Source organism: Mesorhizobium sp. M0998 (assembly GCF_040318885.1).
In the GTDB taxonomy this organism is placed as follows: Bacteria; Pseudomonadota; Alphaproteobacteria; order Rhizobiales; family Rhizobiaceae; genus Mesorhizobium.
In genome coordinates this window covers 32,093-45,813 of the sequence record NZ_JAMYND010000040.1, presented here as the reverse complement: position 1 = coordinate 45,813, position 13,721 = coordinate 32,093, and the positions used below count along the sequence as shown (strand labels likewise).

10 protein-coding genes and 2 pseudogenes are annotated in these 13,721 nt (G+C 59.6%); 5 read left to right on the top strand and 7 right to left on the bottom strand.

Translation table 11 applies throughout. The features are described from left to right. Window positions 1-220, top strand: a pseudogene (locus NKH59_RS27475) (IS21 family transposase); the annotation flags it as partial. A 16-nt stretch (window positions 221-236) separates the two neighbouring features. Further along, a complete protein-coding gene (gene istB, locus NKH59_RS27470; protein ID WP_353023630.1) occupies window positions 237-1,013 on the top strand; it encodes an IS21-like element helper ATPase IstB in 777 nt (258 codons plus the stop codon). A gap of 271 nt (window positions 1,014-1,284) precedes the next feature. Here istB and NKH59_RS27465 read toward each other — a convergent pair whose 3' ends face one another. Beyond that, window positions 1,285-1,653, bottom strand: a complete 369-nt coding sequence (locus NKH59_RS27465; RefSeq protein ID WP_352818819.1) for a hypothetical protein — start codon at window positions 1,651-1,653, stop codon at window positions 1,285-1,287. 419 nt (window positions 1,654-2,072) lie between these two features. Between NKH59_RS27465 and NKH59_RS27460 the strand changes: the two genes are divergently transcribed. The 3 genes and pseudogenes from NKH59_RS27460 (at window position 2,073) to NKH59_RS27455 (ending at window position 4,626) form a co-directional block, all read left to right on the top strand. After that, window positions 2,073-3,815 carry a calcium-binding protein gene (locus NKH59_RS27460; protein ID WP_352998055.1) on the top strand — a complete coding sequence of 581 codons (1,743 nt, stop codon included), beginning with the start codon at window positions 2,073-2,075 and terminating at the stop codon, window positions 3,813-3,815. A 264-nt stretch (window positions 3,816-4,079) separates the two neighbouring features. Beyond that, window positions 4,080-4,198, top strand: a pseudogene (locus tag NKH59_RS33585) (IS481 family transposase); the annotation flags it as partial. 8 nt (window positions 4,199-4,206) lie between these two features. Further along, window positions 4,207-4,626 carry a hypothetical protein gene (locus NKH59_RS27455; protein ID WP_352922122.1) on the top strand — a complete coding sequence of 140 codons (420 nt, stop codon included), beginning with the start codon at window positions 4,207-4,209 and terminating at the stop codon, window positions 4,624-4,626. A gap of 1,201 nt (window positions 4,627-5,827) precedes the next feature. Here the strand turns inward: NKH59_RS27455 and NKH59_RS27450 are convergent. The 6 genes from NKH59_RS27450 to NKH59_RS27425 all read right to left on the bottom strand — a co-directional run bounded on the left by NKH59_RS27450 (window position 5,828) and on the right by NKH59_RS27425 (window position 13,479). Next, on the bottom strand, window positions 5,828-6,067 hold the full coding sequence (locus NKH59_RS27450; RefSeq protein WP_352542497.1) for a hypothetical protein: 240 nt from the start codon (window positions 6,065-6,067) through the stop codon (window positions 5,828-5,830). Between the two features lie 105 nt (window positions 6,068-6,172). Further along, the gene (locus NKH59_RS27445; protein ID WP_352818825.1) at window positions 6,173-7,174 is read right to left on the bottom strand and encodes a nucleotidyltransferase family protein; all 1,002 of its coding nucleotides are present in this window, start codon (window positions 7,172-7,174) and stop codon (window positions 6,173-6,175) included. Next, window positions 7,171-8,331: a PqqD family peptide modification chaperone gene (locus tag NKH59_RS27440; protein ID WP_352818828.1), complete on the bottom strand. Its 1,161-nt coding sequence runs from the start codon at window positions 8,329-8,331 to the stop codon at window positions 7,171-7,173. Before NKH59_RS27440 ends, NKH59_RS27445 begins: the two co-directional genes overlap by 4 nt. Before the next feature lie 410 nt (window positions 8,332-8,741). Next, window positions 8,742-10,187 carry an undecaprenyl-phosphate glucose phosphotransferase gene (locus NKH59_RS27435; protein WP_352542499.1) on the bottom strand — a complete coding sequence of 482 codons (1,446 nt, stop codon included), beginning with the start codon at window positions 10,185-10,187 and terminating at the stop codon, window positions 8,742-8,744. Window positions 10,188-10,622: 435 nt separating this feature from the next. Continuing rightward, entirely contained in the window at window positions 10,623-11,783 is a 1,161-nt protein-coding gene (locus NKH59_RS27430) for a glycosyltransferase (protein ID WP_352542500.1), read from the bottom strand. A gap of 34 nt (window positions 11,784-11,817) precedes the next feature. Then, the gene (locus NKH59_RS27425; protein ID WP_353023628.1) at window positions 11,818-13,479 is read right to left on the bottom strand and encodes a GMC family oxidoreductase; all 1,662 of its coding nucleotides are present in this window, start codon (window positions 13,477-13,479) and stop codon (window positions 11,818-11,820) included. Between the last annotated feature and the right edge of the window lie 242 nt (window positions 13,480-13,721).

The window sequence follows — 13,721 nt, the reverse complement described above, 5'->3', positions numbered from 1 at the left end:
GGGATACCGCTCCGCGTTTGGCATCCTCTCGCTGGCCCGTCGCTACGAGCGGGATCGGCTCGAGGCGGCCTGCGCGCGGGCGCTGGCCATCAATGCGATCACCTACTCCTCCGTCAACGCCATCCTCAAATCCGGCCTCGACCGCGTGCCGCCCGCGGCCGAGCCGGTCAAGCCCACGCCATCGCACACCAACATCCGCGGCGGCTCCTATTATCAGTGAAGGAAGGAAACCAACCATGCTGACACATCCAACCCTCGACCAGATGCAGGCTCTCGGCCTTGGCGGAATGGCCGCCGCCTATCGGGACCTGGCCGACCAGAGCAACGCCGACGATCTCAGTCGCGACGAGTGGCTTGGCCTGATGCTCGATCGTGAAGCCGCCAGGCGTGCCGACAAGCGTGTGACCAACCATCTCGCCGTTGCCAGGCTGCGCTTTGTCGACGCCTGCATCGAGAACATCGACTTCGCCGCGCATCGCGGGCTCGACCGGCGCAATACGCTGTCGCTGGCCCAGGGCGCCTGGCTGAAGGCGCATGAAAACCTCATCATCAGCGGGCAGACCGGCACCGGAAAGACCTGGCTGGCCTGCGCCTTCGGACGTCAGGCCGCCCGGCTCGATCATTCCGTGCTCTACCTGCGCACGCCACGTCTGTTTGAGGATCTCGCCCTGGCGCATCTCGACGGCCGCTTTCCCCGTCTCATCGACAAGCTGGCTCGGGTGCAACTGCTCATCCTTGACGACTGGGGCACCCACAGCCTGACCGACCAGCAGCGTCTCGATCTGCTGGAAATCTTCGAGGAGCGCTATCGCCGGAAATCGACGCTGATCACCGCGCAACTGCCAATCGCCCAGTGGCATGCCATGATCGGCGAGCCGACAATCGCCGACGCCATTCTCGACCGGATCGTCCACAACGCCCATCGCGTCACCCTCGAAGGCGACAGCATGAGAAAACAGAAACCACCGCCGCTCTTGACCGACGCCGAAAACGGCGAAATCAATCGCAAATGAGTTCAACCAGGCAACCGAGGGCCGACCACATCCAGCTGTCCGCGACTTAGTGAAACTGCTGTCCGCGATTTAGCGGAACGACTGTCCCGTTTTTGCGAAATGCGCAGAAAAGGAGCTTGTTCCTAGCGGCGCAGCAATGATTGAGGATCTCGTCGTAGTCCTTGAATATACGGTTGGAGAGCCCCTTGTCATGAATTGCCGCAGGTTTTCGACTGGGTTCAGTTCCAGTGAGCGCGCGGCACGAACATCAGAGTGATGTTGTCCGGCCGCGTCACTTGCGATCCGGCCTGATCAGGATCAGCACCGCATGCGCGCCGTCGTCGGCGCTCCGACTGATCTCGGCGAGGTGCTCCCGCATCGCCGCGGTATCGCAATAGGGCATGCCCTCCCGGAGGCAGACGGGCCGCTGGTCGAACCAGTGGGGGAATTTCACACAGTAGCTTTGCCAATTGCTGCGAGTCCAGCAAGGCTCGGTAGGTGTCTCCAGTTCGGCGATGTCGCGAAGGCGCGCACCGAATTGCGCCGCAAGCTGCCGCCGCCGCGTGACGAGTGCGGGAAGCCGTTGCAGTTGCTCACGCCGATGGCAGCGTGCAGGTCGGTCGGTAGTTGTAGCCGATTCAGGATAGCCCTCGTAGATCACCTGTTTCGAGCTGTGCCGGACCCGTGTCGGTAACGTTCATGCGTGCATGACCTTGTCTCCTGTCCTCGGGGGTAAGTTCACACGTAATCCGACATACTAGACGACGTTTGCAATTCGACGTAGGCGCAAGCTTGAGCGCAACGCCAATCGCCCGGGAGAGTCTCAGTATAGCCTTATCAAGGCCGCATTATGGTCATGAACGTTAGCATTATATCCCATATGAAATTTCTGGTTGTATTGTCAGAATTTCGTTAAGACGATAGATCTTCGTTTTATTGCCCGTGAGTGTCTTTGTAGATACTTATACAGATTACTGCTTAACTGGAGAAACACATGAGATCGATGAGTCGCTACAAGGAAATACTGCGAACACACTCGGAATGGTTGAACAACTTACGCGCGACGACGGAGGCAGCCGAGTGACGACCGAAGCTCCCATTTCCACCGTTTCCGCGTCGACGGCAACGACGCAGCCGGCGCAGGGTCTTACCTACACCACGACACCGATCCAATCGCAGTATGATGGCCAGGTGATTGAAAATCTTGACATCTACGTCACCAACGGGGACGCGGTCACGATTACGCACGACAATGTCATCCTGCGCAATTGTCTTATTCATCACGTCGAAGGTGACGGGGTGGTGGTATCGGGCGCAAACGGCGTCACGATCGAGAACACCGAAGTCATCAACGCCGACCCGCCGGCGGGAATCGACCCCGAGACGAGCCCGAACATCAACAACATCAACGCAGAAAACGCCTCGAACTTGACCGTTCATAACACCACAGTGCGGGAAGGCTCGACTGGCATCTATCTCGTGAACTCGCCCGGCGCGAGTCTTTCACACGTCGATGGCTACGACTTCCATGGCCCAATGCCGCGCGGTCAGTTCGTCCAGTTCAACAACTCGGGCAATAGTTCGCTAACCGACTTCTATGCCGTAAACGACGCCGGCAGTTCGCATCCGGAGGACATCGTCTCGGTATATGGCAGCCCGAATACGACGATCTCAAATGGGGTGATCGACGGTAACAACTCTCAGACCGGCGTGGCCGTTATGTTCGAGAACGGATCGACCGGCGGCAGGGTGGATCACGTTGACGCCATCCATCAGGGCAATGGCGCGTTCTCTTCCTACGCGAGCGATGTGACCTTCGATCACACGAGGTCGTTCGACGGTATCAATGAGGATCAAGGCCGCGGGCTGCCCTCGTCGAATGGACTGATCTGGAATGTAAGCTCCGGCGGGGTCAGCGTCCTGAACTCGAGCTACACCAACCCTGGCAATCCCAACAACACCATCTGGGACGCGTCAAAGGCGGTCGTAGCCGACGTGCACGAGGATCCCACCGCCACCCCAGCGGCACACGTCGACAACCAGTTCACCTGGGACTACGCAGGGGATAGCTCGACCGACACTGTCACGGGCGCGAACGTCACCCCGCCAATCACTGGCTCGACCGGGACCGAAACTGGGTCTGGAACCGGGATTGCCGCTCCTTCCGGCGGCACCAGCGATGGCACCTTGTACGGCACCGGCGGCGCCGATGTATTGCATGGAACCAGCGGCCACGCGATGATCGGCTATGGCGGCAACGACACTTACAATGTCGATAATGCCAACGAGAAGGCGGTTGAGGCTGTGGACGGCGGTAACGACAGTGTGATCGCCTCGGTGAGCTATGCGCTTTCGGCCGGCTCGGAGATCGAGCATCTCGCCACCAACAACCCGTCCGGCACGCAGGCGATGAGCACCACCGGCAACGAGTTCGCCCAGACCATCGAGGGCAATGCCGGCAACAATGTCATCAACGGCGGACTCGGCGCCGACGTTTTGACCGGTTACGGAGGCCACGATGCCTTCTCGTTCAATACGGCTCTTGGAGCCGGCAATGTCGACAAGATCACCGACTTCAAGCGCTCCCAGGACACTTTCCATCTCAGCGATACCGTTTTTGCCGGGCTTCAGTCGGGAGGGCTTCCGTTCAAAGCTTTCTTTGTAGGTGCAGCCGCGCATGACAGCTCCGATCATATCATCTACAACAGTGAAACCGGGGCTCTCTCTTTCGACGATGACGGGGCCGGCGGCGCATCTCAAACGCAGTTCGCCACCCTCTCCCCACATCTGTCGCTCACCGCAGCCTCGTTCTTTGTGACCTGAAGGACTACGCGGGGAACCAATATCCCGCGAGGGGCTGCCCTGGCAAATAGGGACTGGATCACAGTACCTCAAAGCCATGATCCCGAACCGAAGGTCAGCGTACCAAAAAGGGGAGCCCGGTTTCGGAGAAGATCACGCTCATGGAGTTCCATCCCGATATCATCGGGATGGAACAGACTCGAGTTGTGAGCTTTCCGTAGTTCACGCGGACCGAACCGAGGAGACTGGAGTTACAGACTTTCAGCACTCACCGGAGGGTACTAAATCAATATTCACAAGAATGCCCGTCTGACGCCGTGGCGTCGAGAGGAACTGGCTCGTTCGGCCATCGAGCGACATCTTTCCCAAGCCTTGCGGCGCAGGCCTATGGTGTGTCGAAGCGAGCCGGCCTGTGAAGCTGGTCGATGTAGATCGGCGTCGTTTTGAAGAGAACATGCTCTTCAACCGGTCCATTCGCGAGAACATCGCGCTCGCCGATCCGGCTATCCCCATGGAGCGGGCATCGCTCGCCGGCGTTCACGATTTCATCCTGCGACTGCCCGCGGGCTATAACGTGTCGACTGCGTCATTGCCGGCGCCTGGGTCGCCGGCGTCGCGCGACATGGCTTCTCATCGAACGGATACTCTGATCCTCGAAGCAGCGGACGCCTCGGCACTGAGACAAGTTCGTGTAATTCCGAGTTTATCCATGCGGCATTACGATCCGGTCGGATCGCTAAAGGCTCAGATCTGCGTAGCGGGTCGGGAACAGCTCTATCGTCACTGCGAGCGAGCCGCCGATTCCGCATATGCGCCGCGGCAAGCCTTATAGCCGCAGGAAACCGGTGTTTGCTTCTCTCCAGGCAAACGCGTCCGGTTGCGCCGCGGGAGCACCCGTCTGTCGGCCAACCTACAATTGACCGCCTGGCGGGCTGTCCCTCTCCTAACCAGCAGGAAGGCAGATGCGCGGGCATCCAGAGCCCACAGCCCCGCCTTTTCCACGCCAACCTACCCGATCGTACTTCGGTCTCGTCGACATCTTGCGCCATAGCGAGCCGTCGTAGCATGCCGTCAGGCCGCTTTGGGAACGGCCGACGGTAGCGCCGGCGGCTCGGGATAGGCCCGCTGTCACGGTCATCGTGCACCGGTATCCCCGAGGAAGGGCTCGGTTAGTCCGTCAGCGCGGGCAAGCGCGGCGGCACTCTTCTTGCGTTATCCAAGTTTCTGCGCATGGCCATTCAAACGGCCATAATGGGAGTCGGTGCGTACCTGGTTATTAACCAGGAAATCTCCGGGGCGCGTCCTGTTTGCGGCGTCACTCATTATGGTCGGGCGCTTGCCCCGACGAGATCATGCAATGGAAAAGTATCGCGTCGGCGCGCAGCGCCCATGTGCGCCTGGAAAGCATATTCCAGGAGAACCCGCCGATTGCCGGACGCCTGCCTCTGACGCCGGCCGTCCGGCGCGCCCTCCATCCCAGACGGGCTGCCGCGGTGCCGGCGCTACGTTCGGGCCGACGAGCGACGGCAGCAACTAGTCACGATTGCCGAGACAAGTCGCCAACCTCGCCGAAGCTGGCGAAAAGCTGCACGTTGCAGATGACGTGCTCAACCGACCGAGCGCGCACCGCGGTCCGGGAGCGTTGTCGGCTTTAAGGTACACACGATAGGAGCCGTCGGTTCGCGCCGGCGAAACCTTGATGGAGATCATCCCTGATGACGACACTTGACCGTCCGGCGAAGAGTCGCCTGTCGACATCAACTCATCAACAATGTTGCCGAGGGCCTTCCTGCCGAGATGCGACTGCCTTCGTTCAAGGCTCGCTCGACGCCGGTCGCGATCGGCGAGGTGCAGACCGTTGCCGGCGGACGCGCCCCATGAGGAAGTGACGCGTGAGCCCTACTACGAATTGAAAGGTTCCGTGCAGGTCTCTCAGTTCCCCGAACAGGTCCGCGAGAAACTCAGGCCCGGTATGCCGGGATCAGGATAGACCGCAGAGACGAGGAACGGTCAGAACGACCAAAGCAACCATTCTAAGGATTTTGCCCAGGAGGACCAGAGTGGACGTGGCCCGTGTCGCCGAATCCATTCCCGGGACGCGCGCCATGCGATGCGGCAATAGCTTGCGAGTTTAAGCTCGTGCCAAGCAACAGAGCAATGGATGGAGGTGTTACAACAGCAAAACGCCCGGCGTTCTTTAGAAATTCTCGACGCGCCTGTTCTTCCGGCACCTGGCTGTCTGTATTTCCTTTGGAAGACTTCCCGCTCTTCATCGAATGTACTCCTATCCTTGTGTAACAACTCCAACGCTCTAACTTGACATATGCCTTTTGTGAAGACAAGGCGCCATCAAGATACAACCAGGAAATTAAGTATTACTACACTTTTGACCCGAGATCGCCGTCAAGGAGGATGCTGGTTGCGCGGCGTCCAAAGTCGAGCGGACTCCGTCGGCCCCAGCCATCGCCATGTAGGAGTCGCCACATACCCCACAGCGAATTGCCGACCAGGCGCAATGGAACGCCGAGGACGGGATGGTACAAGGGGAAGACGCGCCGCCAGTGTTGAAAGCGAACCAAGGGACGCCGCACATATTGCGCCGGTGCTATGACGCCAAAGAAGTGACTCAAGGCCAAGAGTTGAGTATCGAACGCATTCCGCGCATTCTGATCGGGCAAGGATGTTCGGAGCTCCGCCCAATCCAGCTTATGCTGCTCCGCCAGCCGTGCCAGATCATAAAGGTGGCGAAAGTCGGTCCTTCCGCGCCAGTAGTCCGCCTCCTTGATGAGATCATGCATGATCCAGTGGAGGGCCCTAGACTGTGGGGCGGGGATTTTCGCCCTAAGCCCGTGACGGCGGGCAAGCCTCGGGGGCTCGCGGTCAATTTCCCGGTACGGCCGGAGCTCCAGGAGACCGACATCTTGCGGGCGCGCCATGCCACCAGCGACCGTCACTTCGGCGTAGCCAAGCTTGGCAAGACAAGCCCGGGCAGCCCCTTCTTTTGTCGTTTCCACAGCCAAGTCGAGATCGCTCATGATTCTGTCGGGAACCCTGCCGCTCGACGAAAGGAACAAGGGAACGGCCCCTTTGAGCAGGACCGGAACGACGCTCCCCTGATTGAGGGCAGCAACGGCTTCGTTCAGCTGCCTGCGCAAGCGCAAATTGCGTTCCCGGTTGCAGCCGTAAATGAACTGAAGATACTGGCCCACCCCTTCGGGGAGCCGGTCAAGCTGGCCCGTGTGCGCAAGAGTGGCGCACAAGACGGGCGTAAGCAGAGTGTGGTTGGCGAGTGCAATTACCGCCAGCCAGTCGGCCGTTACCACCAGGCGCCCGTTAAGTCCCGCGATCAGGGCCTCGAACGCATCCCTGGTAGGCTTCATCGGCACGCCGCCTTCAGCAGTTCCAACCCGTCACCCAATTTGGCATAGGTCAGGCAAAAGCCCTCTGCCGAGCGGATGACTTGGCAAAGAGCGTCGAATGCAGTGCTACTTAGCTCTTTATTCCGCGCAAAGGCGCCGTTCAGCAAGCCACCCAGGATCTCGCTCGGGTCGATCACGCGCAGGGAAGGTTTGGCATCCTGTGTCCGACAGAGCAAGACCACCCAGCCCACGGGCCGGGGAACGGTAGGGACATGATCCCTAGGCACAAGAAAACGCACACGCCTGCGATCGGGACGCCGGTAAACCCGAGACCTGCCGAGTTCGGGGAAATATTGTCCGAGAATGGACCATGATCCCGATTTGACTGAAGGCGCAAAAGCAAGGCCGATACTCTGTCCGGCCGAGTCGAGAAGTGTCACATCGTCTGCCGCGAAGCCAAACCCCGCGTGGACCAGCGCCAATGTCAGGGTCGTCTTGCCCGAGCCAGGGTTACCACAAAGGAGGAGCGTGCGGCCGTTCTTGAACAGCGCCGCCGCATGCAGGGCGAGTTCATATTCACTGTGCCCAAGCACTTCGGCCAGCAGTTGCCCTTTGACCATAATCGGTATCTGGTCTCGACCACAGGAATTAGTCCAGTGGCCATCCCGGAACAGGTGGATCCGCTGCCCACGCTCAACCAGATGGAATAGGACGTCGACGGCCCTGTTTCGAACTTCGAGATGCTGAAATACGGTCGCGGCCGGAAAGGCGACGGCAGCCGGATACAGTATGCGCACACACACGCCTGGAACAGCAACGACCTGGCAGATATGTTGATGAGCTGCGGTTGGGCACGGCGGTGGAGCAGGCTGGATTAGGCCGAGCCGTTCCCAGTCTTGAAGGGCAGCCTCGACATAGCCATAGGCCTCTTGCCTATCAACGCCACGGGCTGCCATCTCGCCCAAGATAGCCTGGACCGGCACGCCTTCTTCAAGCGAGCGCCAGATATCCGCCGCAGTGTCATTGAGCGCAAAGACTACCCCCTGCGTTGAACTGAGCAGGATGTTTTGCCCTTTGATGCATGCAAGCCGACCTTGGGGAACTAACCTCGCCGTAGCGTACTCTACAAGGGGAGGCCCCGCAGTTCGGTCAGTGGTTCGGGTTTGTTGCGGGCTCACAGAAGCCGTCATCCTCGTTTGTCTGGGCGTGGAGATCGTTCGATTCGAGTGGAACTCACGACCAGAGAGACACGATCTTCATGGCATTCCCCCTCCGCTCCCAAAGCGGTAACTTGCCAACGCCGTTGCCGTGCGGGCACTTTTGCTTGAAGTCGCAGGTTATGCATTGAGCGGTCGCTGTTTTTCGCCCTGATCATCGCTTGCATTCAGTTGTTCTGTAACAGCGCCTTTTGTAGTAGAGCCGCACCTCTCATGGTGTCGAGCCTCACCCAAAGTCGTATTCAATTTATACCGAAGAAGAGGTTCGCTTTTTCCGAGTGGGGTGTCGCTTGGCAGTTAATCGATGGGTCGTCGGCCAGCCGCCACTCCTTGCAAATCAATCACTTGCCACATAAATCGGCAAAGTTGGGCTAGACGGCGTTTCGCCCCGTCCAGATGCGGGGGATGGTCAGAAGCAGGATCTTTACGTCGAGCCAGACCGACCAGTTGTTGACGTACCACATATCGTGTTCGACACGCTTGATCATCATGTAAACATCAGGCGTCGCGCCGCGCCAGCCATTTATTTGTGCCCAGCCGGTGACCCCCGGCTTCACCTTGTGCCGAGCCGGATAAAGAGAGATGATCTGGCTGTATTCGCTGTCATGCGCGAGCGCGTGCGGCCGTGGGCCTACCAACGACATGTCGCCCTTCAGCACGTTCCATAGCTGTGGAATCTCGTCGATACTAAACCTTCTCAATATGCGCCCAACGCGGGTGACGCGGGGATCGCCCCTGCAGGCTTGATGGACAATGGGCCCGTCCTCCAGGATCGTCATCGTTCGGAACTTATAGATCTTGAACGTGCGGCCATTGAACCCGGCCCGACGCTGACAGAAGAGCACCGGCGCCCTGGATTCGAGCGCAATCAGCGCCGCAACAACGGCCAAAGGGGGCAGAAGAAATGGGAGGGCGACAGTGGTCAGCACAAGATCGAAGAGCCGCTTCATCAGGAGCTGAGGCGCCGTCAGGGGCGCGCTTTGCAATTCTATCGCCCTCGTCCCCCCCAGGTTGACGACAGGTCGCTTCAAGAGTGCGCTAACGACGTGGTCCGGTAGGAGCCTTACGGGTACCGCGACCACGCAAAGGTGGGCCGTGATTTTCTCAATCAGGGATATGTCAGCCCAACTGACAGCAAGGACTATCTCGTCGACCGAACGCCGACGCACATGTTCAATGAGCTTATCCATACACTCAAGGAGCGAGCTCTCGCTGGATGCAGCAGGCAATGTAATCGTTTGGCAGACCTGGCATCCGGAAGCCTCGATTGCCTGGACAACGCCGCTTGGCACGCGCACGTCCGATTGCGTTACGATCACTACTTGCGGTTTGGCAAGCATGTCCGACCTGGTCAGCGAGGCAAACAGTCGTCCGGCGCCAAGGCGCACGAAGATGATGCCGCCAAGTCCCGTCACGAAGAACAGCATGAGGGCTTGGCGCGAAAACATGTCTCCCACCTTGAGTGCAAGCGCCACAACCGACAGGCAAAGAAAGACCGCCGTCCAGATCAGCGCGACCTCCTTGATCTGAGAGGCCAGCGACCGCAGCTCGGAACTCAGATACAGGCCGCGCGCATATGCGGAAGTCGAAAAAAGGGCGGCTACAACAACACCGAGCCCGAAGTTCCGGCCGTACTCGCCGAAATGTCCGAAACTCACAAGATCATATACCATTCCCGAGCCGATGCTGAGCAGCACGACGGACATTGCCTCGAGAAGCGGAGACGACTGCAGAAGAACATTGACCTTGAGGGGCGCGTTCCACCGCGGTGCGTTTGACGTGGCGCCCGCACGGGGGCCTTCATGAAGAAGTGCCATGACGTTCACCTGCGTTCGAAGCCGCATTCATCGACCAACATCGGACGACCCCCCTCCTCTGCTGAAAACCACCGGAGTGCCCAGCGTGACGTGGCACCCCTCGCCTGCGATCATTGCCCCTTCACGCGAAGTTCGATTGCGGTGGCTGCGGTAGCACGGGGAATGGCCAGAGAATGGCAGCGACACTGCGCGAATCCAATTCGGCATAAGCTCTAACCCCAAAGGGTAGAGCCGGCGGACACACCGACCTTCCTTGCCCGCTTCCGGCGCCTGTTAGTCTTTCGAGTACCTCGAAATGATATGCTCTCGCGCGCAGGCCTGGAGCGGCGGACGCTCCGACGGAAGCGACCGGTTCGAAACTGCCGCTCTTTCTCTTTTTTTGGGCACCGCTGAGCGCCGAACCCGAAACCGGGTCTCATTTTAGGGCCTGATCGTCTAGGCGAGCGCCATAGCATCGGCGGCGATCCGTCGCAGCTGGAGCTTGCGAACGTGGAGGCGTGGGAGCGGCTGCATGCCGATCGTGGCTAGGATGTGATCCCAACGGTAGACCCAATCGTGCATCTCCAGGCAACGGACCGTACTTGTCCGGCGCAACAATTCCGTACGGCAGGGGTTTGCGTCGAGTTCGCCAATTACGTCTGCGATATGGCTCGAGTCTGGTGATACCTCGATCACTGCGTCTGGCCAGTCGAAGTGCGCGCCGAATTCGGCGCATTGCGGCGCGGTCCCAAGCATGACGGCGCCCCCCGCGGCCCCTTCGAAAAGACGGGCAGGCAGCACCTGCTCGCCGGCAACCGTGACGGCCTTCGAGTTTGCAAGCGTCGCTGGACTGAAAGCCATGAAATAGCGCGTGCGCCTGATGATATTGGCGAGCAGCAAACGATGCTCATGCCACGCCTTCACCCGGGAATCTGTGCTTGCGAGCGTGTCGTAGAGATAGAAGAGGTCCCGCTCTTCGGCCAGCTTCAGAAGCTGTCGGTGTATCTTCGCGGCTCGGTTCCCGATCGAGTATACGTCGATCACGCGTTTGACCGGCGATAGGTACGGCGTTGCAATGAGGCCGTCGACGGCCGTGGCAAGGAAGGAACAGGGCGTGCGGGTGTATTGAGGCAGGCGAGGTATGCACGCGCTGTGCAACAGGAACACGTGGTCGAACTGGTCCAGGAGCTTCAGATATCGGCGGTCCTCTTCGAGAGTGCTCGACCAGAGCTCGAACAGATACGCGACAGCAACCTTGCATCGGCGGCGCCAGTCGTGGATCCGAGACAATTCTACAAGGCTTTGCGGACTCCAGGCGACGAAGAAGAAAAGGTCATAATCTTGCGTGAGCCGAACATGCTCAATGCTTGGCGCATTCATTAACCCCAGCCCTTTGCGAAACGCGTTTGTCAGTCTGTTGAAGTCACGCTGGACGTTGTGAGGGTCGTGCTTTGGCAAAATGGCGTGAAAGCGTCTCGTTAGGTAGTTGTCGATGCCAGGGGCGATCAGATCGGCATCCTCGCATTCGGCAACGATGCGGCAAAACTCATACGCCGACGCAAAGTGAGCCCGGTCCTTCGCATTGAATTCAGAGGCAACCAGTGTACGTCTCTTCAAGGAATTCTCCCGGCACTTGTCATTCGACTTTCAACTATTCGGCCGCCGCAGGTTGGCCCGGCGCATAGTGCTCCAGTGCCGGGAGGGGTTGCCGACCCAGGATCATGTCTGCTGCCTTTTCCGCGATCATAAAGACAGCGGCCGAAGTGTTGGCCGAGGGAACGGAGGGCATAATGGAAGCATCAACGACCCGCAGGCCCTCGAGGCCGTGGACCCGCAACTGGTCGTCCACGACAGATTCAACACTAGCGGATGGGCCCATCCGGCACGATCCGCACAAATGATAGGCTGTCAGCCCGGTTTCGCGGGCAAACTGCAGCCGGTCGGCGTCGTCCGTTGTTTTCGGGCCGGGAAGCTCTTCCGTGCAGTTGTAGCGCCTGAGCTCGGGGGCCCGAAACAGCTGCTGCACAGTCTTCATGCCGTTGATGACGACCTGTCGGTCCTGATCATCGGCGAGATAGTTGGGCTGGATCAGCGGCGCTTGTGACGGATCTGCCGAGACCGCCCGAACATGTCCGACGCTCTTCGGTCGCAACTGATAATAGCCAAGCTTGATGACCGGCAACCGCCGCGCGCCGCCGTGATCGGTATAATTGCCCAGGGCAAGGTCAAGCTGGATATCGGGGGTGGAGTGAAGATCCCGCGAGTTGACGAACCCGTAGACGAGCGACGGGCTGACGGCGAGAAAGTTCGGGCGGCCCAGCATCCATTTCGCTGCCTCGCGCAGGAGGGCGAAGCCGTGTCCGCTGACCGTTTCGATGCCCTCCACCCGGGCGATCAGGTGGACTATGTAGTGGTCCTGAACATTTGCACCGACACCGGGGGATTCGTGCACAACCGGAATTCCAAAGCCGGAGAGCATTCTCGCAGCACCCACGCCTGACAGCTGCAGCAGCTTTGGTGAGTTCGCCGCGCCAGCGGAGAGGATCACCTCTCGACGGGCCTTCACACAGCTGGTGGGATGACCCGGCCCCCCTCGTCCATATCGAACGCCGATGGCACGCTTTCCCTCGAACAGGACGGCCGTGGCCTGCGCGTTCGTGCGGACGTCCAAGTTCTTCTTTCTGGCGATCGGCCGTAGGAAAGCCCGCGCTGCGCTCACGCGCCATCCGTTATCGATATAGCGCTGATAGTAGCCCACACCGGCCTGGCTTGCCGCATTGTAGTCGGGATTACGCGGGATGCCGGCATTGAGCGCGGCCTCGATGAATGCATCACATAGTGGATGTCGCCAATCGCAATCTGTAACTGGAAGCAGTCCGTCCGTCCCGCGGTAGAAGGGATCGCATGCCCCAAGCCTCCGCTCGGTTCTCTTGAAATAGGACAGCACGTCGGCGTAGCCCCAGCCTCGATTGCCCTGGTGGGCCCACTCGTCGAAGTCTGCAGCCGCGCCGCGGTTGTAGTTCATCCCGTTAATTGCGGTCGAACCGCCTAGTGTCTTGCCCTGCGACATCGGAATAGAACGGTTGGCCGTCCCCGGACTAGGCTCCGTGTCGAACTGCCAGGCATATTTCGGATTCGAGGATGTCTTGTAGAGTCCCGCCGGAATGTGCAGAAGGATGCTGCTGTCGGCCGGGCCCGCCTCGAGCAGGCAGACCATATTGGTCCCATCAGCCGCCAGACGATTGGCCAAGACGCAGCCTGCCGCCCCGGCTCCGACGATCACATAGTCAAAGACGTCCGCTTCAACCGACATCGCCTCGCGCTCCGCTTATTACCAGCTTCAGAGAATGGCAGGGAATCCGGCCGATGGCACTTTGCCCATCGGAGTTAAGCCTTATGAAGGGCTTTCGCGGCGGCCAGAATGGAGAGATGGTGTGCGAAGTGCTGTGCGTGCATAAGCCTGCCGCCGATGTGCATTCTTCGCGAACCTGCGCCGCTGGCGCACAGGGGAAGAATGGGGATGCCTGACGACAACCTGACCGAAGAAGCCGCCTT

Excerpts from the sequence above, each read along its gene's own strand:
- istB (WP_353023630.1), top strand. The coding sequence starts at position 237 with ATGCTGACACATCCAACCCTCGACCAGATGCAGGCTCTCGGCCTTGGC.
- NKH59_RS27445 (WP_352818825.1), bottom strand. The coding sequence starts at position 7,174 with ATGAAGCCTACCAGGGATGCGTTCGAGGCCCTGATCGCGGGACTTAAC.
- NKH59_RS27425 (WP_353023628.1), bottom strand. The coding sequence starts at position 13,479 with ATGTCGGTTGAAGCGGACGTCTTTGACTATGTGATCGTCGGAGCCGGG.
- NKH59_RS27450 (WP_352542497.1), bottom strand. The coding sequence starts at position 6,067 with ATGAAGAGCGGGAAGTCTTCCAAAGGAAATACAGACAGCCAGGTGCCG.
- NKH59_RS27435 (WP_352542499.1), bottom strand. The coding sequence starts at position 10,187 with ATGGCACTTCTTCATGAAGGCCCCCGTGCGGGCGCCACGTCAAACGCA.